This window comes from Archangium violaceum, assembly GCF_016859125.1.
Taxonomy (GTDB): domain Bacteria; phylum Myxococcota; class Myxococcia; order Myxococcales; family Myxococcaceae; genus Archangium; species Archangium violaceum_A.
In genome coordinates, this window is record NZ_CP069338.1 from 1,710,241 (window position 1) to 1,732,714 (window position 22,474).

15 protein-coding genes and 1 pseudogene are annotated in these 22,474 nt (G+C 65.1%); 11 read left to right on the plus strand and 5 right to left on the minus strand.

What is annotated here, in order from left to right; all coding sequences use genetic code 11:
- Positions 1 to 193 precede the first annotated feature (193 nt).
- The 9 genes from JQX13_RS07230 to JQX13_RS07270 all read left to right on the plus strand — a co-directional run bounded on the left by JQX13_RS07230 (position 194) and on the right by JQX13_RS07270 (position 14,402).
- Positions 194 to 853, plus strand: a complete 660-nt coding sequence (locus tag JQX13_RS07230; protein WP_203408316.1) for a pilus assembly FimT family protein — start codon at positions 194 to 196, stop codon at positions 851 to 853.
- Between the two features lie 14 nt (positions 854 to 867).
- Positions 868 to 1,419 carry a type IV pilus modification PilV family protein gene (locus JQX13_RS07235; RefSeq protein ID WP_203408317.1) on the plus strand — a complete coding sequence of 184 codons (552 nt, stop codon included), beginning with the start codon at positions 868 to 870 and terminating at the stop codon, positions 1,417 to 1,419.
- A 2-nt stretch (positions 1,420 to 1,421) separates the two neighbouring features.
- Entirely contained in the window at positions 1,422 to 2,645 is a 1,224-nt protein-coding gene (locus JQX13_RS07240) for a PilW family protein (RefSeq protein ID WP_203408318.1), read from the plus strand.
- A 4-nt stretch (positions 2,646 to 2,649) separates the two neighbouring features.
- The gene (locus tag JQX13_RS07245) at positions 2,650 to 3,168 is read left to right on the plus strand and encodes a hypothetical protein (protein ID WP_203408319.1); all 519 of its coding nucleotides are present in this window, start codon (positions 2,650 to 2,652) and stop codon (positions 3,166 to 3,168) included.
- A gap of 23 nt (positions 3,169 to 3,191) precedes the next feature.
- Complete coding sequence (locus tag JQX13_RS07250) at positions 3,192 to 7,445, plus strand: pilus assembly protein PilY (protein ID WP_203408320.1); 4,254 nt, start codon at positions 3,192 to 3,194, stop codon at positions 7,443 to 7,445.
- A gap of 74 nt (positions 7,446 to 7,519) precedes the next feature.
- Positions 7,520 to 8,953, plus strand: a complete 1,434-nt coding sequence (gene proS / locus JQX13_RS07255) for a proline--tRNA ligase (protein WP_203408321.1) — start codon at positions 7,520 to 7,522, stop codon at positions 8,951 to 8,953.
- A 768-nt stretch (positions 8,954 to 9,721) separates the two neighbouring features.
- Positions 9,722 to 10,381, plus strand: a complete 660-nt coding sequence (locus JQX13_RS07260) for a hypothetical protein (protein ID WP_203408322.1) — start codon at positions 9,722 to 9,724, stop codon at positions 10,379 to 10,381.
- Positions 10,378 to 12,366, plus strand: coding sequence for an ATP-binding protein (locus JQX13_RS07265; protein WP_203408323.1), 1,989 nt, complete (start codon positions 10,378 to 10,380; stop codon positions 12,364 to 12,366). The genes JQX13_RS07260 and JQX13_RS07265 overlap by 4 nt, the downstream gene beginning before the upstream one ends.
- The gene (locus tag JQX13_RS07270; protein ID WP_203408324.1) at positions 12,363 to 14,402 is read left to right on the plus strand and encodes a hypothetical protein; all 2,040 of its coding nucleotides are present in this window, start codon (positions 12,363 to 12,365) and stop codon (positions 14,400 to 14,402) included. The genes JQX13_RS07265 and JQX13_RS07270 overlap by 4 nt, the downstream gene beginning before the upstream one ends.
- Positions 14,403 to 14,942: 540 nt before the next feature.
- Here the strand turns inward: JQX13_RS07270 and JQX13_RS07275 are convergent.
- The 4 genes from JQX13_RS07275 to JQX13_RS07290 all read right to left on the minus strand — a co-directional run bounded on the left by JQX13_RS07275 (position 14,943) and on the right by JQX13_RS07290 (position 19,369).
- Positions 14,943 to 16,157, minus strand: a complete 1,215-nt coding sequence (locus tag JQX13_RS07275) for an ISAzo13 family transposase (RefSeq protein ID WP_203405739.1) — start codon at positions 16,155 to 16,157, stop codon at positions 14,943 to 14,945.
- A gap of 732 nt (positions 16,158 to 16,889) precedes the next feature.
- On the minus strand, positions 16,890 to 17,651 hold the full coding sequence (locus tag JQX13_RS07280; protein WP_203408325.1) for a hypothetical protein: 762 nt from the start codon (positions 17,649 to 17,651) through the stop codon (positions 16,890 to 16,892).
- Positions 17,652 to 17,933: 282 nt separating this feature from the next.
- A complete protein-coding gene (locus tag JQX13_RS07285) occupies positions 17,934 to 18,425 on the minus strand; it encodes a serine/threonine protein kinase (protein WP_203408326.1) in 492 nt (163 codons plus the stop codon).
- Between the two features lie 11 nt (positions 18,426 to 18,436).
- Positions 18,437 to 19,369: a DUF2381 family protein gene (locus JQX13_RS07290; protein WP_203408327.1), complete on the minus strand. Its 933-nt coding sequence runs from the start codon at positions 19,367 to 19,369 to the stop codon at positions 18,437 to 18,439.
- A gap of 502 nt (positions 19,370 to 19,871) precedes the next feature.
- Between JQX13_RS07290 and JQX13_RS07295 the strand changes: the two are divergent.
- Positions 19,872 to 20,900, plus strand: a pseudogene (locus JQX13_RS07295) (AHH domain-containing protein); the annotation flags it as partial.
- Positions 20,897 to 21,469, plus strand: a complete 573-nt coding sequence (locus JQX13_RS07300) for an imm11 family protein (RefSeq protein WP_239014597.1) — start codon at positions 20,897 to 20,899, stop codon at positions 21,467 to 21,469. The pseudogene JQX13_RS07295 and the gene JQX13_RS07300, both read left to right, overlap by 4 nt.
- A gap of 116 nt (positions 21,470 to 21,585) precedes the next feature.
- On the opposite strand, the gene JQX13_RS07305 is transcribed toward JQX13_RS07300, so the two are convergent.
- On the minus strand, positions 21,586 to 22,350 hold the full coding sequence (locus JQX13_RS07305) for a hypothetical protein (RefSeq protein WP_203408329.1): 765 nt from the start codon (positions 22,348 to 22,350) through the stop codon (positions 21,586 to 21,588).
- Positions 22,351 to 22,474 lie beyond the last annotated feature (124 nt).

Here is a 22,474-nt window from a genome sequence, read left to right on the forward strand (position 1 = left end):
GGGCAGGCAGGGGTGCAATCGTTACAAGAAGGGAAATTCCTTTCCCAGTAGAAAGGCCAGCCAGAGGTAACTCCAGCGGTCATTCGGGAGAGAGAAGTTCCCTCTCGTTCCAAGGACTTGGAAAGGGAGTCCCCGTCCCGGGGGGCGGGTGGGCCGCGCTTTGCACAAGCGGCCGAGCGGAAGGAGTTTCCGCGTGTCCACCCGGTCCCGCTCCACAGGCTTCACCCTCGTCGAACTGCTCGTGGGAGTCGCCCTCCTCGGCATCCTGGCGACGCTCGCGGGCATGGCCGTGTTCCACGGAGCCACGCGCGCTCGCGTCAGCAATGCCGCCTTCGAAGTGGCCGCGCTGTACACCGCCGCACAGATGCGGGCCAGCAGCATGGGCGTGCCCCACTACGTCGTCTTCCATGACGACGGCACCGGGTTCGGCGTGTCGATGCTGGAGCGCGCGGACGCGCTCGGCGCCTTCAACTGGGCCAGCGACGATGTGACGAACCTCTCCGCCGTGGGGGGCGTCCTGCACGAGCGGCTGCGGCTCTCCCACGAGAGCGGCCTGGGCTTCCTGGACCTCGGCGCCCCGCGCTCGGACTTCCCGACACTGCCCGCGCCCTTCGCCTCCATCTCCCTCACGCCGTCCGGCTCGGGCCGGCTGCTCGGTGGGTGCACCTTCTGCACCGAGGGCACCGGCGGCGCCCGGGGCGTCATCCGCTTCTCTCCCAATGGCACCGTCCAGATGATGACGGGCGGGACGGAGACCGGCGGCGTCATCGCCTTCGCACCCGACTCGCGCGGGTCCGGCCCGCCCCGGTGGGTCGTCATCGCCGCGCCGGCCGGTGCCATCCGCGTCTTCTAGGAGGACTCGTCACCATGTCTCCGACTCCCCACGCTCGCAGACTCCGTGGATTCAGCCTCATCGAGGCCATGGCGGCCCTCGTCGTCTTCACCATCGGCATCCTCGGCGTGCTGCAGATGAACGTGCTGGCCAGCCAGCAGAACGGGCTCGCCCGGCGCCAGTCCACCGCGAGCAAGATCGCCCGCGACATGGTGGACGCCTTCGAGCGCCTGCCCTTCGACCACGCGCTGCTGTCTTCCGAGAGCACCATCGACCCGGGGGATCCGCGCTTCCTCCGCTTCGACGAGGCCGACGGCCGGGTGATGTTGGAGGACGCGGTGGCGCTCGTCGGGGAGCGCCCGCTGCTCGGCGCGGCCCACGCGAGCGTGAGCACCGAGGGCACCTACGAGGTGGCGTGGCGGGTGGCGCCCCTGAAGAACGACGAGGGCACCACCGAGGCCCGCCGCATCCTGGTGATGGTGCGCTTCCCCACCACGGCCGGGAGCCTCAAGCAGGTCAACGTCTGGGCGGTGAAGTTCAACCCCCAGGCCATCGGCTGGGGCGCCGCGGCCATCCCGGAGATTTGAGCATGCGCGTGCCTCGTCGCCCTCGTGGCTTCTCGCTCATCGAGCTGCTCGTCTCCGTCGCCATCGGCGGCGTGGTGCTCACCGGCATCTGCCTCGTCTTCATCTCGCAGGCCTGGCAGTACCAGGCCCACGCGAGCCGCCGCGCGGTGCAGGCCAGTGTGCGGCAGGCGCTGGGCTTCGTGGAGCGGCACGTGCGCAACGCGGGCTACGGCGTGGACCCGGACCGGGCCATCCTCGCCTATGACTCCTTCGACGCGGCCGGCAACGCGCCCGGCGACGGGTACCCGGACGGCATCACCGTCCACGCGCGCGACCTGTACTTCCGCCGCCGCGCCACCACCGTGGGCACGGACTTCCTGCGGTTCGATCTCGAGCTCCAGCGTCCGCTGCGCAAGGGGGAGATCCTGCTCGTCCTCTGCCCCGGCGCCATCCGCTACGCCTACGTGACGGTGGGGGAGACAGCTCCCGTGGGGGCCGACACCGTCCAGCTGGACACCGCCCCCTCTCCGATGGACTCGCCCTCGGGGCCTCCGGGCACGCTCTTCCACGAGCAGGACCAGTTGAATGAGGCCTGCTTCCACGACACCGAGCCGCCCGTGGTGGTGAAGGTGGAGCGCTCCAGCTTCTACGTCGCGTCCTTCGACGACGACGGAGACCCGGCCACTCCCGGCGCCACGCCCTACCTCATGCTGCACCGGGGGGTGGACATCAACGGAGACGGCACCATCGACGGGGCGGACGCCGCGCCCATCGCGGTGGGCATCGAGCAACTCCAGGTGGCCTACATCCTCAACACCCTGGGGGACACGCCGCCGCCGCTCGTGGGCGTGGACGACACCGTGCCCTGGGGCGAGACGTGGCACACCGGGACGCCCGAAACGGACCGGCCTCGCCTGGATGACGCCTATGCCTCGCCCCGGCGCCTCGGCTCGCACCCGGCCAACATCCGTCAGGTGCGGCTCACCGTCGTCGCGCGCAGCACCAGGGCCGACACGCAGCGCCCCGGGGATGACGTGCTCACACCGGGCGCCGGAGACGCCGACGGCCCCTCCCTCCCCTCCGGCAGCACCGCCTGGCGGCAGCTCGAGAACCTGGGCACCACGCCCGCGAAGGCCTTCGATCCGCGCGGAGGTGGCTTCAGCCGCGCCGTGCTGCGCGAGGCCATCGCCCCCAAGAACCTGCTGATGCGCTCGCAGTTCATCCCCATCCACCCAGGAGGAGGTTGAGCCCATGCCTCTCCGTCCCCGTCACGCCGCGCCCCGAGGCATGGCCCTCGTGCTGGCGCTCATCGTCGTGGTCCTCGTCACCCTGCTGGTGGCGGGGGCCATCTCCTTCACCGGCACCGAGCGCAACGCCGCGGTGCTCCAGACGCGCGCGGACTCGCTCTCGGCCTGCACGCAGGCGGCGCGCAACCTCTTCCTCGCGCGCCTGCGGGTGCTCACCCCGGGCACCGCCGGCCAGGTGAAGCTCGATGACGCGTATGGCCAGGGTCTCATCCGCGCGGGCCACTTCACCGGCACGCCCGCGGCGCCCGCTTCCGAAACGACTCCGCCGCCCACGCTGACCCACGTGGAGCGACTGCCCGCCAACCTCGTGGGTGCCTCGCGCGACACGGCCCGGGACATCAGCAACACGCTCGGCGACGCGGCCGAGGGGGCCTACTGGTACTCCGTCACGGCGCTCTGCCAGGAGTACCCGGGCGGCCCCGAGCGGGAAGTCGAATTCGTCGTCCGTGTCGGCCTTCAGTAGCCCCCCTCCGAGGAACAACCCCCATGAACCCCTGGAGCCATCTCCCCCGCCTGTGTGCCACCGCGCTCCTGCTCACCTCCGCCCGCACCCACGCGGAAGGGCCCGAGGCGAAGGCCGCCTGTTGTCAGCTCACCACCTCGCTGGCCGCCGAGGCCCTGCGCGGCGAGGACCTCACCGGCGACGAGCGCTTCTTCATGAGCGAGGGCACGCCGCCCAACGTCCACTTCCTCATCGACACCTCGGCGTCCATGCGCGAGCTGCCCCAGGTGCGGGAAGGCAACCACGAGGCCTTCTTCGCCTCGGGTGACGGGTGCTCCCAGCCGGACCTGCTCGCGATGCAGGCGGCCAACGGGTGGAACCCGGCCGTGAACTACCCGGTGCCCGACGCGGACCACCCCACCCTGTTCCAGAACGACAAGTTCTACGGGTACATGTTCTGGGAGGACTCCAACGCACCGGCCTCCCAATGGAACACGAAGGAGGAGGTCTGCGCCTTCCAGCACCCGGCGAGCGCGGATCCGACGCGGGCGCTCTACGACGCCTGTCTCTCGTGTCTGCGGACGAAGGGCTTCTACAAGCGGCCCGGAGCCACGGGCGCGCGGCCGGGCACGGACCCGCGCAAGCTCACCTTCGCCTTCTCGGGCCGGCTCCTCAACTTCAACCCGCCCAAGTACGTGACGGCGAAGGCGGTCCTCAAGTCCATCATCAAGGACATGCGCCGGGTGCGCGTGGGCCTCAGCTACTTCGACGCGGACAACTCGGTGCACGGCGCGCTCATGGCCATGCCGCAGGGCCCCGCGTGCGACCAACTCGGCGCGGACCCGCGGGCCTTCGACACCGTGCGCGCCAACTACCTGGCGGCCGTGGACGGGCTGCGCTTCAAGGCCGCCACCCCGCTGGCCGAGTCGCTCCTCAACCTCGGGCAGTACTTCTCCTCCAGCAACGCGCTCTACACGGACGTGTTCGGCTTCGACGGCAGCTACCTCAAGAGCGGCTTCCAGAACACGCTCCTCACGCGGCCGGAGCGCAGCTGGTGCTGGGGCTGCCAGTCCACCTCCATCGTCATCGTCACGGACGGCGAGCCGAGCGCCGACGACCACGTCCCGGCCGGCACCCTCGAGGCCCTCAACGGGGGCGCGGTGGAGTGCCCCGCCTCGGAGCCGTGCGTGGAGGACGCGCAGCACAAGCTGGATGACGTGGCGAAGCTGCTCGCCACGCAGGACCTGCAGCGCGCGAGCCCCGAGGTGGTGGGCGACTTCGACACGAAGGGCCGGCAGAGCCTCACCATCCACGCCATCGGCTTCGGGGTGAACGCCAACATCCTCAAGAACGCCGCGCGCGTGGGAGGCGGGCTCTACCACCAGGCCAATGACGGCGCGGGGCTGAAGCAGGCCCTGGAGGAGATCATCGCCAACGTGAACCGGCGCTCCACGTCCTTCTCGGCGGCGTCCATGTCCGGGCAGCTCGGGGGCACGACGGGCACGCTGGTGCCCCGCCTGCGTCCGGGCCGGGACCACGACGAGCCATGGCGCGGGTACCTGTACCGCTACAAGCTCACCTCGGAGCTGCTGCTCGGCTGCACGCCATCACGGGCCAGCGCGGGCGATGACCCGTGGGACCTCAACGGGGACAAGGACTGCGAGGACGCCCACCTCATCGACGCGGACGACGATGCCGTCGTGGAGAACGAGCTGGGGGACTTCGTGAAGCTGAAGGACCGGCTGCAACCGGCCAGGCCCTTCTGGGAGGCGGGCCAGAAGCTCAAGGCCTCGGCGGCGCCCACCCAGCGGTGGAGGACGCGCGCCATCTACACCATCGTGGACAACGGAGGCCCCACGGGCGTGCCGGACGGGCGCATCGACTCGAATGACACGCCGGTGGCCTTCACCGAGGACAACGCCCCGGCGCTGCGCGGCTACCTGGGCATCGGCGAGGGCGGCTGCACGGTGGCCGGCGAGACGCTGGGCCCGGACGCCTGCGCGCGGGCCGTCATCCGCTACTACCGGGGCGCGGACGTGCTGAACGAGGACAGGACCCGGCGCGACTTCGACCGGCCCTTCCTGCTGCACGACATCTTCCACTCGGCGCCACAGAGCGTGGAGCCGCCCATGCCCCGGGACTATTGTGGTTTCTCGCAGCAGTGCCTGCAGACGCTCCACACCGGCCGCACGGAGCAGGCGGCGTACACGGACACGGACACGGGCCCGGGCTCGGGCTCGGGCCGCACGCACGGGGCCTATGACGAATACGTGAAGCTGCACCAGGATCGCGACCGGGTGGTGCTGGTGGGCTCCAACGGCGGCATGCTGCACGCCTTCCACAACGGGAGCCGCACCGGGAAGGACCCGCTCACCGGCCTGCCGCGGCACGACGAGGGCACGGGCGAGGAGCTCTGGGCCTTCGTCCCACCGGACATGCTGCCCAAGCTGCTGCCCAAGCTGGGCAAGCACGGCTGGTTCGTGGACGGCACGCCCATGGTGCGCGAGGCCTGGCTGGACGGCGTGGGCACCGACCGGGACGCGGTGGCCGACGGGAAGAAACAGGCCAGTGAGTTCCGCACCGTGGCCGTCGTGGGCTCGGGCACGGGCGGGGTGCACCGCTTCGCGCTGGACCTGACGGAGCTGCTGAAGAGCCCGGGAGCCAGTCAGCCGGGCCGCGCGCCCAACCAGAAGGGGGACTTCCTGTGGATGTGGCCGCAGCCGTGCGACACGCTCGCGCTGCAACTGGGCGAAAGCGATGGCCACTTCGCCCCCCGGCCTCCGCCCATCGGCCCGGTGGCGATGGCGGACCCCGACGGCCCGTGGCGCGTGGACGGCACGCCGGCCCGTGAGGAGTGGGTGGTCTTCTTGAACGGGGGCTTCGACCGCTCGCTCAGCCGGGGCCGGGGCCTGGCCATGGTGGACCTCAAGACGGGCGAGACGCTGTGGAGCTTCTTCCACGGCGACGGCACCGAGCGCTCCGAGAACCTGCGCCACCCCTTCGCCGCCAGCGTGGCGATGATGGACATCGGCGGCGAGCTGAGCTCGAAGCCGGACGGGGACCTGCTCTTCGACACCGCGACGGTGGCGGACTACGGCGGTCAGGTGTGGACGGTGCGCTTCTGGCAGCCAGGCGTGCGCTCGGCCGAGGGGCGGGTGGAGAACTGGTTCGCGGCCCGCGCCTTCCAGGTGAAGGCCTCGGACGCGGACGCCGTGCGGCCCTCCTTCAGCTACATGACCTCCAACACGGTGCAGGCGGACACGGGCTACCTGCGCACCTTCGTGGGGACGGGAGACCGCTACAACCTCGCGGAGAGCGGCGGGACGACGTGCCGGCTCTCCAATCCGCTGGGGTGCGCGCAGCTCGGCTGCCGGGCGAGCCAGACCGTCACCGTGGAGCGCGGGGGCTCGGCGGCCTGGAGCGCCACCACCACCTACGCCAACTACACGTACACCCCCACTCCCCCCACCTCGGCGGGGAGGGCTGGTGCGACCTGTGGCTCGACGAAGGTGTCGCTCGCCTGGAACTACGGCGCGGAGAACGGCTGCTCGGCGAGCACTTCAGGCAAGCTGGAGTACACCTGCGACGGCACCGGCACCTCGTGGGGCTGCCGGGTGTCGAAGGATGACTGGATTCCCGTCGCCGCGACGAAGCCGCCGCCGGCCACCAGCCCCCACCGCTTCTATGGCTTCTGGAGCTACGGGGTGAAGAAGGCTCGCACCTTCGGCACCGACGCCGAGGCCACGAAGTACGACAAGGCCCTGCTGACGGAGGACGAGCTCGTGGACGTGTCCCAGTTCAACGCCGACGGGGACGTGACGGCGGGGGCGAAGGAGGCCGGGGCGCTGGAGGCGGGCTGGTACGTGAGGTACGGCGCGTCCCGCGAGCAGACGGGCAGCGGGACGGCCATCGTCAACGGGTGCGTGGTGTGGAACAGCTTCGAGGCCGGGGCGTCCGGGGGCATGTGCGCAGCCTCGGGGGGCCACAGCGCCCGCGTCTACCAGGCGAGCTTCGTGGGGGGGACGGCCGACTGCGCCGAGGGCTTCGCCACGGTGAGCGCGGCGGGCGGCAGCCCCCCGAGCTGGAAGCGCTTCAGCCAGCGGGAGGTGGTGGCGGCCCCGGCGGACCCGGTGCCCCAGCGCAACCTCCAGACGGTGGACATCCTCCTCAACGAGCCGGGGACGGGCCCCCGCCGGGTGGGGGTGTCCCTGGAAAACGAGGCCCTCCAGTCCCTCTACCAGCTGGAGCTGGACCGTTCCGGCCATGACTGCCGGCACGAGGCCCAGCGGTGCGAGTAGCCCGCAACCATTGATTCTGGGCAGGGGCTGGCGTAGGCAACAGCCCTCACTCATTTTCGAAGGGTTTCAAGCAGATGGCCGAGAAGCTGGCACCGCGCGAGAAGGGCTTTTCCGAGTGGTACGTGGACCTGGTCCAGAAGGCGAAGCTCGCCGACTACTCGGACGTGAAGGGCTGCATGGTCATCCGGCCCAATGGCTATGCCATCTGGGAGAACATGCAGCGCGTCCTGGACAAGATGTTCAAGGACCTGGGCCACAAGAACGCCTACTTCCCGCTGCTCATCCCCGAGAGCTACCTGAAGAAGGAGGCCGAGCACGTCGAGGGCTTCAACCCCCAGCTCGCGGTGGTGACGCACGCGGGCGGCGGCAAGCTGGAGGAGCCCTACGTCATCCGGCCCACCTCGGAGACGATCATCAACCGCAGCTTCGCCAAGTGGATCCAGAGCTACCGGGATCTGCCGCTGCTCATCAACCAGTGGGCGAACGTGATGCGCTGGGAGATGCGCACGCGCCTGTTCCTGCGCACCACCGAGTTCCTCTGGCAGGAGGGTCACACCTGCCACGAGACCGAGGAGGACGCGGAGAAGGAGACGCTGCAGATGCTGGAGGTCTACCGGAAGTTCGCCGAGGACTACATGGCGATGCCGGTGATGACGGGGCGCAAGTCGGAGTCGGAGAAGTTCGCCGGCGCGCTGCGCACCTACAGCATCGAGGCGATGATGCAGGACAAGAAGGCGCTGCAGGCGGGCACCAGCCACAACCTGGGGCAGAACTTCGCCAAGGCCTTCGACACGACCTTCCAGGGCCGAGACGGCAAGCAGCACCACGTGTGGCAGACGTCGTGGGGCGTGTCGACGCGCCTCATCGGCGGTCTCATCATGACGCACTCGGATGACGCGGGCCTGATTGTCCCGCCGCGGCTGGCGCCCACGCACGTGGTCATCATCCCCATCGCCGGCAAGGCGACGGACGCGGAGAAGACGCAGGTGATGGAGAAGTCGCACGCGCTCGCCGCGGACCTGAAGAAGGCCGGCCTGAGCGTGGTAGTGGACGACGACGACACCAAGAGCCCGGGCTGGAAGTACAGCGAGCACGAGCTCATTGGCACCTGCCTCCGGGTGGAGCTGGGTCCCAAGGATCTGGCGAAGGGCTCGTGCGTGATGGTGCGCCGCGACGCGCGCCAGAAGGAGTTCATCCAGCTGGACCAGGCGGTGGCGCGGGCCCAGGAGATGCTCGAGCAGATGCAGAAGGACCTGTTCGAGAAGGCGAAGACGTTCCGGGACGCGAACACCTTCGAGGTGAACAGCTACGACGAGATGAAGGAGAAGGCGGACGCGGGCTTCCTCCTGGCGCACTGGAACGGGGACCCGAAGGTGGAGGCGCGCATCAAGGAGGAGACGGGCCTCACCACGCGCAACCGGCCGTTCGCGCTGCCGCAGGAGCCCGGCAAGTGCGTGGTGACGGGCGAGCCTTCTCCGGGCCGCATCGTCTTCTCCAAGGCCTACTGAGCCGAAGCACCCGCCCTGCCCTCCCCGGCAACGGAGCCTCCAGAAGCTCGTGGGCTGGAGGCTCCGTCAGGAGATGGAAAAGAGGAGCCCTGCCCGCGCAAGGGCCCGAAGATGCGCAGTAGGGCGTACCAAGCGCAATCACTACAGCAGCGACTGCGTTGGACGGGAGTGGGAGTGAGGCCCCCTTCCCGAAAGCAGACCCGGTGCGCCTTGCTGGAGGGCTTCTCCCTGCACACAAACACGCACCTGCACGCCAATGACAGGTAGGGGCTGGAACGGCTGTGCCGCTACGGAGCGCGTGGCGCGCTGGCGCTGGAGCGTTGACACCCAGTGGGGTGGAGTGCGCGCCATTTTGGAGCACCTGCAACTGCCCACGCGGCCTGCTTAGCTGTCCCCGGCGCAGGGGCCACCGCAGCTCGCGTGGTGTTGAAACCCAAGCAGCAGTTGCCCATCGGCCCAAACTCCCTGCCCTACCCGAGCAAGGAGCGCGGCCTGCGTCCGCGTATGCTCAAAGGGGTTGCACGGCCTCTCCGCCGGCCCGGTGCGCAGCCCCTGCAGCACCCGTCCGCGGCTCTCATCGACCCCTCTATACCTGCCCACCATCCTCAACAGAGCCCTATCCGTCTATACTCAGGCCCGGTTCGTGCTGTAGAGGCGCGACCGCTTCCGGTCTGGCGGTGAGCATTGTCGCTTTCCCTGTTGTGAAGGCCTCGTCGGGAGTCGACCTATGGAGTCAATCAGACGCCTGAAGGGCGGCGCGGGGGGCTGATGGATCTGACGAATGCAATCGGCAAGCGTCGGGTGAAGGAGCAGGATGCCGCGCGGATCCTGGTGATTCTCTTCGAGCTCGGTGCACCGGCGCCGGATCCGGACGATCACTGCATGCTCGAAACGGAGGTGTATCTGCAAAAGGTCGACTACCTCGTACGGTGCCCCGCAGATCTAGCGTACGTACTGCTCGACCGGTTCGAGAGTCAGCCGGACTATTTGTCTCGACGCAACGAGATCGCGGCGCTTGTTCGTCGGCTCGTCATCGACCGCGAGCCGAAGCTGCGAACGATGGGCATGCAGAAGTTTCGCTTCGGCCCATGGGAGCGCCTTGACGACATTCTGACGTTCCTCGCGTGCTACGACTTCGTTCGGGTCCGGCCAAGGAGCGGTCAGGGCGGCGGCTTAGTGTACTACGTCACGAAGAAGGGCGCCGCGCTGGTGCAGAAGCTCTACAAGGAATGGCCAGAGTTGGGCTACTACCGCGACAAGTGCGAGATCATCCGTTCTTTCTTGGGCGACGTCAGAGGAACCGCATTGAAGGACTACTTGTACGATGTCCTTGAGCGGATCCAGGGCACCAAGCTCGGAAGGGTGATCCCATCGCATGGCGATCTCGTTGCTCCGCGTTTTCGCACCGTGATGGGGGAGGACCTGTGAAACCGGCATCCGACAAGCTCGTCGCAGCACTTGCCGAGCGACTCGACGGTGTGGCTGAGGAAGCAATCCGCAGCGTACTGGCGGAAGTCGATCTCTCTACGAAGGTGCGGCCGCCGAAGCGCGTGCAGCTGACGCTTCGTCGGCTTCGCTTCAATGGCGAGCGTCGTGGTGATGTTCGCTTTCACCCAGGCGTGAACGTCATCCGCGCAGGCAACTTAAAAGGAAAGACGACGCTCCTCCATCTGATCCAGTTCTGCCTGACCGGCTCGAACAAGTTGAAGCCAGACATGAAGAAGTGGATCTCGGAGGTGGATCTCGACTTCGACCTCGATGGCATCGCCTACACGGTTCACGTCGACCGTAGCAAGCGTGTTCGCGGCTTCTTGGACCGCGGATCGATGGACGCAACCCGTGTAACGCCCGAGCAGCTGGAGTTCGCGAACAGCACGAAGATGGAGGCGACGTTGGAGTCGTTCTTCAGCGAGCAGTTCGGGCTGGAGCCGCTGGCAGGCACGCAGAAGGACTCCCGGAAGGACAGCGACCGGCTGTTAGTGATCCAGACTTCGTATGGCGCGTACTTCCACGGTCTCTACATCGACCAGGAATCGGGTTACACGCAGTTGGTGACCGATACGTTCTTCAACAACCAGTACATGAAAATCGTGGGGATGCTCCTCGGCCTACGCGGCCTGCGACCCTATTTCGAGGCGGAGAAGCACCTTGCGCTCACGAAAAACGCCGGTGTCAAGGAGGAAGCACACGTTCGTCGTACGGAAGCCGTGAGGCCCGCAGGCCGCACGTTGGCCGACATTGAGCACGACTTGGAGGCTGCGACGCAGGTAGTGGATGAACTGCGGCGCAAACGCGCTGAGGTGCTGGTCCACGCGACGTCCTCTGATGCCGATCGTGACCTTGCACGTCTGACGGACGAATTGGTCGCTGCGCACGACGCAGTGCTCGCCGCGCAGCAAGAGCGCGCTGACGCCGAGCGCGCGCGGGACGAAGATGAGACGACGGTGGTGGCGCTCAAAGAGGCAATCGCGAGCAAGCATCACTTCTCGGCGCTAACGCCGCATCACTGTCCGGTGTGCGAGGCGACGATCCCCAAGGCGCGAACTGAGGCGCGTCACGGCATGGGGCAGTGCCTCCTGTGCGCGGCGGACGTGAACTCGAAGTCCGATCAGGAAATGCTCGCCCTGCTTCACACGCGGCTGGCGGAAGCCGAAGATTCCTTAATGGGCCGCGAGGCCGCACTGCAAGCGGCGCAGAAAGCCGTGACAGCGGCGCAGCAGAGCGCTGAAGCACTTGCGCAACAGAAACAGCACCTGCAGATGCGCCTTCGCGCCGTGCGCGAGGACAACACGTTCGACACACAGATCGAGAACGAAATGCGGCGCATCGGCAAGCTTGAGGCAGAACGTGACGACGCGTTGAACGCGTCATCGCATAAGACTGCGGCAGACGGGATGACTGCGCTCTTGCTGAAGCAGCGCGTCCTTGAAGCACTCGTCAGCCACTTCAAGACCGCCGACGACGTCGCGAACGAACAGACTAAGGCACGCTTCGCCGCGCGGGTGCTCGATTACTTGCGCAAGTGCGGCATCAGCAACATCGAGAGCTTGGTACTCGACGCGCAACTTAAGCCGCAGATGGTCCAGAACGGCGAGTCCATCAATTTCACGACGCTCTCGTCTGGCGAGAAGGTTCGCTTCGTGCTCGCCTTCTTCTTCGCTATGGCTGTCGCGCCCGCCGAGGACATCCCAACGGCAGCACATCCCGGTCTGCTCCTCATCGATTCTCCTGGCAAGGAGGAGATGGTCGCGAAAGACTTCAAAGGAGTCGTGGACCTACTCCGCTTCATCGAGAAGAACCACGCCGAACAGGTGCAAGCGATTGTCGCTACGACGTACCAGGACATCCGCGATGCCGCGCCGGAGCACAAGCGGCTGTTCATCGAGAACGATGTGGATTTCGTGTTCTCATGACGGGCGCAGACGGTACGCCGAAGGCGATTGACCGCACCTTACTCGACTCAGACGAGTCGGTCGGCTGGAAAGAGCTACGTTCGCGCTTGTCGGACGAAGCTTGGGAATCGGTGTACCAACTTGTGTGGGACTTCGCGCCGCAAATCACGGACAAGGAGGCAGCGACGGAGTTTCTCTTCGACGCCTACGAGCGACTTGAGGACGACTTTGGTAAGGCGAGTGCGCTGCTCCTTCTTGCCCGCGCCTCGATAACGTTTCCGGAGGACCACCGCGCGGACATCTATCAGCGCATAGTCCGTCTCGAGGCCACCGCCAACACGTTCCTGCGATCGAAGATTCTGCAGCTCACCGGGCTGTTCGCGCACATCCTCGACAATTCGATGCTGGTTGCGGGGCAACTCGCGGTCCGCCGTCTTGAAGCGAATGTGTGGTGCGCGATGGCACACGTGCGTGCCCTCAAGCGCGCCTACCTTGTTCGTCCGGATCCAATGCTTGAGCGTGCGATCGACCGATACGAGCAACATCAGGAACCACTGGTGCGCGCAGAAGCGCGCCTGCAGATGGCATCGGTTCGCCTTGTCCAGTGCCTGTCGTCAAAGGATCGTACGGCGCTAGTGGACTACCTCGACGATGCCGCCGTCATGCTCGACACCGTCGAACGTATCGCGCCTGACCGCCCCGACTTGACGCGACTGCTCGTCATAACTGACGCGTGCCGTGCGCTGATCGCGACGCCTATAGATCGCGCAACGCTAGCTGAGGCGGCCGATCGCCTGCGCCAGCTGTGGCGTCGTACGCTCATCGATGACGACGGTAGCACGGCAGAATGCGGCGATCTGGAGTCCGAGTGGGTCGTCGTCGAGGCCGTGGAACGCGTCGCCGCACTGCTTGAACAGGTTGAGTCGCTGCCTTCGGCGCTCGACGGCACGGCGGGGCTCGTCGCAATCGCCGAAGCCGCCGTCTTCCTTCAAGGGCTCGCCGACGTGGGGTTTGGCTCGGATAGTGCCACTGAGCTCGGTATGAGCGTGCTCGTCCGACAGGGTTACCAGCACTACGTGGAGTCGTACGTGAAGCGCTCGTTGTGGACGGGGCTTCAACACGCGAAGGTAAAGATTCAGACGCTCCTCATGGGAGACATCGCGGCGACGAAGCCGGAGGCTGCCACGTATCTCACTGGGATTCTCGACGTCTTCGCCGACATCGAGGCGGGCAGGACAAGCAGGTTTGACACGACGATGTTGATGACCCTCGCGCGTGCGATGCCTACGAAACGACCGGACGAAATCGAACGCATGCTCATCGAGCATCAGTCGCGTGGGACACTGCCGCAGTTTCTCGTCGAGACTCTCGGGAACGCCCCCGCACGCGCGTCGCTACCCGAAGTTCGCGAGTACCTTGGCGGATATCCAAAGGCGCAGCGCATCTTGCGGCGTGTGCACGAGGAGCTTTCTGGGCGTCTCGCCAATCAGCTGCCTCCCGACACGCTCGCGAATTTTATGAATGTGCTCGCGCACGTTCTCAGGTACCTGTTCGCGGCGACAGAGCGAAAGCTCCCTGTACCGTTTCTGATGAGCAAGCTCGCTGGTGGCAAGGGTGAGGATGCCGTTGAAGGCGACCTTGAGAATGCGCTGCACCTCTTTCTGCTGAACAGCAACATCGCGTTCGCGGTTCGGCGGCAGCCGCACATGGCGACAGGGCGCGTCGACCTCAGTGTTCATTTCGGGGAGATTGTTTTTCCGATCGAGGTGAAGCGCGAGAAGAGCGACCTCTCCCACGCGCACCTACGCGACGAGTATCTCGCGCAGGCCGCGACCTACACCCGCGCGTACGATCGCCTTGGGTTGTTCCTGGTCCTCGACCTCACCACAAAGCGCAAGGGCGAACCGCTCGTCGACCTTGAGAACCTCGTGTGGGTCGTAGAGATGGTTCCACGCGCCGGCGCGACAACACTGCCAGTGAAGGTCCCGGACTACCTCGTCACGGTCGTTGTCCCCGGCAATCAGCCACGGCCATCGGATCTGTCGTCTTATTCGTGACGATGCTCCCTCGTCACCATCCCCTAGACGACGCCCCCCTGACAGGACTTACTTCAACGGGCTTAACCCCAGATCAAAAGCAAACTCAAATCGACTGGTGAGGCACAGCTTACTCAGGTCAAAAGTATCACCCGCAAGCCAAGAGAATTCCTGAGACGAAGCCTCGGCCACACAGGACAGAGACTTAGAATCAGTACCGCGCGCAAACCTTATGATAGCACGGTGCGCCTTACCATCTTCGTGTTCTAGAGTAATCATGAGATCTGAATCACAGTCGTTATTCGGATCCCGGATCCCTCTCCACTGATCTACGGCGACCTTTCGTAAGGTGGCAGTAAAGCTCTTACTCCCTATTCGACACGTCCTCGTGCGATACTCAATCGCCTGCGTCAACTTCCGCTTCCAACATACTTCATCAGAACATGCGCACGCCGCTCGAACCATGTCGGCAACATTAAGCATCGCCTGCTTGGCTTCCCTTGAAGACGGCCCAGACTCTATGGAGGCTCGGAAAAATAAATGTTCCATTGTGCGTGAAATTCAAACCACGTTGGGTATGAATACGTAGTTCCATTCCCCATGGAACTTGTTCCTTTTTATTCGGAGCGACTCCATCTCATGGTTGGTTACCTTTATGCCAAGAGGGTAGTCGTCCGTATCGAGTGCTGCCTGAATGTGTAGGCCCTTTTCGGTAGTCGTGCTCCCGATGAGGTTGACGACGATCTCTCGACTCTCCAGGGGACGCCCTCTCCAGTTGTGGGTGATATGGCAGAACATCCGATGCTCTATCTTGTTCCACTTGCTCGTTCCGGGCGGTAGGTGGCTGACGCTGATTCGCAGCCCCATCTCGTCCGCCAGGTGCTGCAACTCCACTTTCCACAACCGAGCACGAGCGCTGTTGCTGCCACCGCTGTCTGCGATGATGAGCAACTCCTTCGCTCGCGCGTAGCGCTCTCGGCCCATCTCCAACCACCAGGTTCGGATGGTGGACGTGGCGAAGGCGGGCGTGTCGTGTGTCACCCCTACGCTCACCCATCCCTCATTGGCGCCCACGTCATAGACGCCGTACGGCAGGACTTTACCCAACTCCTTATCTACGAAGTCGTATACCCGAACCTCGGACGGCTTGGCTTTCGGGTGCCACTCCCTTCCTGCGTTCTTGAAGTCCCCCACCAACTCCTTTTTCTTGGCATCCACCGAGATGACAGGCTCTCCGCGCCGGTGGAAGGCCCGCACCAGCGCGTTGATGTGCTCGAATTGTGCGTTTCGGTCGGGATGCTTGCCGCCCTCACGCGTTTTGCGGTTACTCTGGAGGCTGTAGCCCGTCTGGCGCAGAAGTCTCCCCACGGTGCTGGGATCGATGGCATGGCCTCGATGACTCAACTCAGCGGCCAGTTTCACGGTGCTCTTGCAAGTCCAGCGCAAGGGCGACATCGGATCGCCGCGCGTGGCTGGCTCCACCAACACCTCGAGGTCCGACAGCAACGTTGTGTCTTTCTCTGTCGCTTTCTTCCGGCCTCCACCATGGCGGCGTGCGCGGTGGATGTCGAGAGTCACCCCCTGTTCAAGCTCTTTCAACCCCCGCCGTATTGCCGACCGGGACAGTCCTGTGGCCTTTGCCACCAAACTGATGCCTCCCCTTCCCAAGGACCTGGCCTCCGCAGCCGCCCAGCGCCGACGAACCACCTCGTTCATTCCCGCACGCAGCGCCTCGAATTTGCGTTGAACAGCCTCTATCGATGGCGTTACGTTCATCTGTCACCCGTTTGCTGAATTCAGACACTCAACACGCCGTGTGGAACATTTATTTTTCCGAGCCTCCTATACGCTCCCTAGCATCCCTACCGCATTGCTTTTCAATCTCCTCCTTCGGCATCGAAAGAACATCCCCAACAATTGTGCGCACAAAAGCCTCGTCTCGGCGAAAAACATAAAACAGAGTAAACGAGCACCGCATGGCCGCATCGGATAGTCTTTCACAAGAATATTGAACAACTGCCGGCTTCGATGTGCTAGCCAGCCTCCTTTCAAATTGCGCCTGAGCAGGAAGAGAGACAAAACAAACAAGACAAGCAACCAACATCCGCATCATACACACACCAGGGTTGGAGTCACAAAGGACATGGCCACCTAGCACGCCCGGGAAGGGGTTTACCAGAGCACCCAATGGAGGAGAAGGCATCTTCGCCAGCTCACCATCACCCATTACCGAGACCCCGCTCCCCCTGGAGGGCGCGCCATTCTGGGGTACCTGGGACTGCCCTGGCGGCCTTGCAAAGCCAACCCCGGCGCAGGGCCAGCGAAACGGGCGTGGTGGTGAGCTCAAACAGCAGGTGCCCACAGGCTCTCCCTGCCGTCCCTCTGTATCCCCGGGAAGATGTCAAAGAACTCGTTGAACTCGTGCCGACACCTCACTCCCTACGAGTCGTCCAACACCACGTCCTGTCTTCGTGCCGCCCGTGCTGTCACGCCCTGCCCCCTTGGAGCTCAGGGCATCACGGAGCGCGGCAAGGGCTCCGGCTTCTTCACGGGGATGAAGCACTTGCCCTGGTACTCGGCCGTGTTTCGCGGACAGGGCGCATCCCGCTTGTGTTGGATCCAGCAGCCCCCCCGGATTTCCGTCTCCGTCCCTTCGAGACACGGCGGCTTGCGCTGTTCCTTGAAAGGCGTCTCCGGCATCGGATAGGCAATGACCGCCAGGGAGAGGTCCTGTCCATCCGCGAAGATCGGAGACTCGCCGGGTGCCTCATCCGTCCGCAGGAGCTCGGGCTCGCGAGGCCAGAGTAACGAAGAGCAGACACCGAGGCCCACCGCGAGCACGGCGACCCCGGCGCCGGTGAGCCACGTCCTGGAAGGCCCGCTCCGGCGCACGCGCGAGTCCCTGGGCCCCAGGCGCAGCACAGGCCCGCTGGCGAGGTGGGCGTCTACCTCGTCATCATCCTCCACGCGCTTGAACGCGGCCGTCATCATGACCAGGAGGTTGGTCAGTTCCGACGTGCGCACCGAGGCGGGCGCCTGCTCCACGTCCACCGTCACCGAGTCCCGCTCCGGCTCGTAGAGGAGACGCATCCGGCAGGCCCCCGCGGGTTGCCACTCCACGTCATTCCTCGGAATGAGCGTCAGGGCCGGAGTGCCCGTGGCCACGTTCCGCGCTTCGTGGAGGCGCCCCAGGCGGGAATCCACCTCGTAGCACCTGCCCAGTTCGATGGGCCCCAGTCCGCCGCCCTTCCCGCGCTTCTCGTCCGCCATGGTGAGGCTCCTCCGTGCAGACTCACAGGGGAGCGGATTGGACCCGTCAAGTCAAGGAGGACCAGGAGCCCTCTGCGGTCTGTTCGAAGGTGTTCCCCCTCAAGACCACTCCGGAGGTGTCGAAAGACTCGTTCCGCGCTTCACCCTCCTCCTGGAGAAGGCCATGCTTGAGTTGCGCGGCGTGCCGGATGCGCTCGAGCTGTTAGCCCTCGCCCATCCCATCCGGCGCAGCAAGGACAACTGACGATGTAGCCTCTACCGGCTGGGGAGATAAGAACGCGGTTAGCGAAAAGCATCGACGATGTAGGCCGCTGCGGTGGAACCGTCGAGGATGGCCATTCCGGGCTTTGACTCGGGCCGCTTCCGCATTTGATCCCGGCTGAGCCGGGCCACTGCGCAGATAGGGAACTTTTCGCTGTCTGGTGGATGGACCTCGTAGTACCGGATCACGACCTGAGCGCCGCTCGTCCAGACCTGTCCGTACAAGCGAGTCGTTGATTCGAGCGTGCCGAGGTTCTCCGACAGGATGCTCTCAATCGGCCCGTCGTAGAGCGTGATCTGCCTCGCGTCGAGCTGGTTTGCATCGAGGTCCACCCAGGCGGAATCCCCGACGCGCAGCTTCAGTGCTCGCATCACCGTCTTGGCTTCCTCGGGGCATTCCTGTGGACCTGGAGTGCCATCCGGGCGCAGCGCCACCCCCCCAGTCGTGGTGCAGCCGGAAGCCATCGTGAGCAGGACGATAGAGCTGAGCAGCAGGGCTTTGATCGGGAGCATGAGCGACACTCCTACTGCCGAATCAGCGTGTGATCCATCGTCACGGCCACCTGAAGGAGACCATCCCCACGAAAGATCTGGAGGGCCAGATCGGCGAGTTGCCCCCCGTCCGTCTGGAAGGCGCTCTTGTCCACGACGACCGAGATCTTTCCCGACTGACCGGGAACGATCTCGGGTCGATCCATGCGAAGCGCGAAGGGGCGAGCCGTGTAGCTGGTGAAGTCGCGGGTCAGGTAGGCGCCATCGAATTTCCAGGGCCCGCCGTAGTAGGTGTTCTTCAGGTGAATCACGACCGCCGCCTTCCCGGGGCCCTCGAAAAGCTCAACCTTCATGTCCATGTCCTCGTTTTTCGAGCGCCAGTACCTCTTGCGACGAAACGGCGTCTTCTTTACCTGCCCGTTCGCGAGAAGCGTCGCGTAGGCGTGGTCGATTGAGTTCTCTTCCTTCTTGAACCGCTCGTTCTCCTCGCTCAGTTCGCGCTCTCTCTTGAGCGAGTCGTAGAGGGACGAGAGCACCGCGTTGTAGCTGTCGGGGTCCTTGAACACGTTGACCTGATGGTCGATCCACCCCCAATCCTCGCGACTCGGACGCTTCACGAGGAACGCGAACTCGGTTCCGTCAACGAGCGTCACGAGCAGGGGCACCGCCTCATCGCCGTCGAGATCGCGAATCGGCTCCAGAACCACCGTCCTACCTCCCACGAGCGGGGGCTCGAAACGCCCCTCCCAGGCCAGGAGCTTCGTCTTCGCCGGATCGACCTCCTTCTCGAAGCGGAGGGCCGTCACCACCTGCCCGGCAACGTAGATGCCGTGCGCCTCCTGACCCGGGTGCTCCGAGACCTTGAGGGTCCGAATCATGATCTTGTCGTCCGAGTCCCTGGCCAGTGCCATGGACGCAACGAAAACGAAGAGCAGGCCGTACCTGGTTATCTTGGAGGTTCGCATGCGCTGGTCAACTTAACAGGACGGGTCCAGAGCCTACAAGCCCGCCGCGACAACGGCCGTGTCCTGCGGCAGCTCGGCATGGACCACCCATCGAGGCTGGCCCCGGGACTCGCAGCAGACGTAATCGGCGACGAGTTCTCCCGGCGTGCGATGATTCAGGGCAGTGTCCCTCGGTCATCGAGGGCCAGAGGAACCGGTCATGCACTCGCGCGTCATCCACGTCCTCTTCCTGTTTCTGTTGGTGCCTCTCTGGGCCCGAGCAGCCCTGCCCGAAGTGGAAGCGCGGCTCCCTGTGCTGGAGCCCGTGGGGGTGAGCGAATACCACGGGGACCAGGGATACGGCCTGAGGCTCACCTTCAAGAAGCTCGGGCCCAATCCAGCATTGGAACTGTTGACGCGGGAGGACGCGAGGGCGGTGGTGGATGCGCTGGGCCTGCGTTTCACAGCGAAATCCTCCACGAGGATTGTGGTAGCGGGCATCCTGACCGGGTCACCGTCTTTCTCGAGCATGGAGAGGACGGTACGCGAGTCATACGAGGAGCTATACGGGCCTGCCCAGATCGCACTGTCGGCCTCGCTGGAGCGAGAGAGGTGGTTCCAGGCCCTGGCGCTCTCGCCACGCTACATGGGAGAAGGGGTAAGAGAGGCAGCGGTGGAGATGTTCAGCTCGCGCGCGGTGTTGCTGTCGGTAGGCATGTCGATGCTGCTCTACATGATGGCGTGGGCGGCGCCCGAGCCCGTCATCTCCAAGGCGTTTGCAACGGCCGTGACGATAGGGTTGTTGCTGACATACACGGCGACGGAACTCTACAACGTGGGGCTTGCGTGTCTGAACCTGTACCGGGAGGCTGAAGCGGCCAGGACGCAAGTGCAGTTGGAGGCGGCGGCCGAGCGCTTCGGGAAGGCGTTAGGAGGAGTAGGGCTGAGAGTGTTGGTGACGGTGGCGGGGGCCAGGCTGGCTAGGGGATTGCCGGAGGTACCTGGTGGCGGATTGTGGGCGCGGTTGTCTCCTCCCCGGTTTGGTTTCGCGGGAGGAGGCGGTAGGGGTCGGCTGATGGTGGGCGTGAGGGCCCGAGCGCAAGTGAACGTGGCGGACGGTACGGTGGTGCTGATGGGGGTGACGGCGAACACGGTGGCCGCGACGGTATCATCAGCGGTGGCCGCGACCCGGACCACGGGAGCTTGTGCTGAGTCGAAGAAGAGCGACAACCATGCCCACCATCTGTGCACGAACAAGAATGACACATCCGAAATCAGCGGCGGCCCGTGGACTCCTCGGTTCGAGGAACTCTTCGGATTGGCGGGGATGAGTCTCAATGACCCGGCGAACATCATCTATCTGCGAGATCACAAGGGGCCTCATCCCAAGGAGTACCACCAGGAGATCTTCGACCGGCTGGAGGATGCGCTTGGGATTTGTCGGAACCAGGCTGAGTGTCGAGACCGGCTTGTGAGAGCGCTCGATGAACTCGCAGGGGAAGTCTGTACGCCAGGCTCCAAGCTCAACAAGCTCGCCACGAGAAAGCCATGAGCACGGGGATGAGATACTACAGAATACACGATGACATGTACTTTCCAGGGCGTTGGCACCTGAAAACGCCTGTCGATGGAGAGGGTGAGAGTATCAACCCCTGGCTGTTCAAGGAGGGGAAAGTCGTCGATATCAAGGGGCCTATTCGCATTGCCGTGAAGCAGACGGGTGTTGCCCTCCGGTTTACTCAGTCCCTGGGAGTCCCTGTCGTTCACCGCCGGGTCGTCTCTCTCTTCAATCGCCTGGGGATTCAGAATGAGGTGCAATTCATCCCTGTCGATGTGGAGGGACAGGCGGAGCCCTGGTTCATCCTCAATGCCCTTCAAGTCATCCGGTGCATCGACGAAGCTCGATGCGAGGAGGTGGGCTATTGGCGTCCCGAGGACGAGCGCCCGGACAAGGTGGGTCAATACAAGAAGGTCGTGGGGCTGAAGGTGGACCCGGCGAAGATAGGGGTGGCCCACATCTTCCGCCCTTGGGGCTGGCTGGTGGTCCTCATCGTCTCCGAGCAGGTCAAACTGGCCATGGAGGTGGAGGGCATCACAGGCACCGATTTCGTCGAGGTCTGAGTCTCCGAGGAAAGTGTCAAAGAACTCGTGCCGACACCTCACTCCCTACGAGTCGTCCAACACCACGTCCTGCCTCCGTGCCGCCCGTGCCGTCACGCCCTGCCCCCCCTTGGAGTTCAGGGCATCATGGAGCGCGGCAAGGGCTCCGGCTTCTTCACGGGGATGAAGCACTTGCCCTGGTACTCGGCCGTGTTTCGCGGACAGGGCGCATCCCGCTTGTGTTGGATCCAGCAGCCCCCCCGGATTTCCGTCTCCGTCCCTTCGAGACACGGCGGCTTGCGCTGTTCCTTGAAAGGCGTCTGCGGCATCGGATAGGCAATGACCGCCAGGGAGAGGTCCTGTCCATCCGCGAAGATCGGAGACTCGCCGGGTGCCTCATCCGTCCGCAGGGGCTCGGGTTCGCGAGGCCAGGGTAACGAAGAGCAGACACCGAGGCCCACCGCGAGCACGGCGATCCCAGCGGCGGTGAGCCACATCCTGGAAGGCCCCTTCCGGCGCACGCGCGAGTCCCTGGGCTCCAGGCGCAGCACAGGCCCGCTGGCGAGGTGGGCGTCTACCTCGTCATCATCATCCTCCACGCGCTTGAACGCGGCCGTCATCATGACCAGGAGGTTGGTCAGTTCCGACGTGCGCACCGAGGCGGGCGCCTGCTCCACGTCCACCGTCACCGAGTTCCGCTCCGGCGCGTAGAGGAGACGCATCCGGCAGGCCCCCGCGGGTTGCCACTCCACGTCATTCCTCGGAATGAGCGTCAGGGCCGGGGTGCCCGTGGCCACGTTCCGCGCTTCGTGGAGGCGCCCCAGGCGGGAATCCACCTCGTAGCACCTGCCCAGTTCGAAGGGCCCCAGTCCGCCGTCCTTCCCGCTCTTCTCGTCCGCCATGGTGAGCTCCTCCGTGGAGACTCAAAGGGGAGCGGATTGGACCCGTCAAGTCAAGGAGGGCCAGGAGCCCTCTGCGGTCTGTTCGAAGGTGTTCCCCCTCCGGACCGCAGACCGGGTGTCCAGA

What these genes read in the sequence shown, in the direction of transcription:
- JQX13_RS07235 (WP_203408317.1), top strand. Translation starts at nt 868, where the DNA reads ATGTCTCCGACTCCCCACGCTCGCAGACTCCGTGGATTCAGCCTCATC.
- JQX13_RS07240 (WP_203408318.1), top strand. Translation starts at nt 1,422, where the DNA reads ATGCGCGTGCCTCGTCGCCCTCGTGGCTTCTCGCTCATCGAGCTGCTC.
- JQX13_RS07245 (WP_203408319.1), top strand. Translation starts at nt 2,650, where the DNA reads ATGCCTCTCCGTCCCCGTCACGCCGCGCCCCGAGGCATGGCCCTCGTG.
- JQX13_RS07250 (WP_203408320.1), top strand. Translation starts at nt 3,192, where the DNA reads ATGAACCCCTGGAGCCATCTCCCCCGCCTGTGTGCCACCGCGCTCCTG.
- proS (WP_203408321.1), top strand. Translation starts at nt 7,520, where the DNA reads ATGGCCGAGAAGCTGGCACCGCGCGAGAAGGGCTTTTCCGAGTGGTAC.
- JQX13_RS07260 (WP_203408322.1), top strand. Translation starts at nt 9,722, where the DNA reads ATGGATCTGACGAATGCAATCGGCAAGCGTCGGGTGAAGGAGCAGGAT.
- JQX13_RS07270 (WP_203408324.1), top strand. Translation starts at nt 12,363, where the DNA reads ATGACGGGCGCAGACGGTACGCCGAAGGCGATTGACCGCACCTTACTC.
- JQX13_RS07275 (WP_203405739.1), bottom strand. Translation starts at nt 16,157, where the DNA reads ATGAACGTAACGCCATCGATAGAGGCTGTTCAACGCAAATTCGAGGCG.
- JQX13_RS07280 (WP_203408325.1), bottom strand. Translation starts at nt 17,651, where the DNA reads ATGGCGGACGAGAAGCGCGGGAAGGGCGGCGGACTGGGGCCCATCGAA.
- JQX13_RS07285 (WP_203408326.1), bottom strand. Translation starts at nt 18,425, where the DNA reads ATGCTCCCGATCAAAGCCCTGCTGCTCAGCTCTATCGTCCTGCTCACG.
- JQX13_RS07290 (WP_203408327.1), bottom strand. Translation starts at nt 19,369, where the DNA reads ATGCGAACCTCCAAGATAACCAGGTACGGCCTGCTCTTCGTTTTCGTT.
- JQX13_RS07300 (WP_239014597.1), top strand. Translation starts at nt 20,897, where the DNA reads ATGAGCACGGGGATGAGATACTACAGAATACACGATGACATGTACTTT.
- JQX13_RS07305 (WP_203408329.1), bottom strand. Translation starts at nt 22,350, where the DNA reads ATGGCGGACGAGAAGAGCGGGAAGGACGGCGGACTGGGGCCCTTCGAA.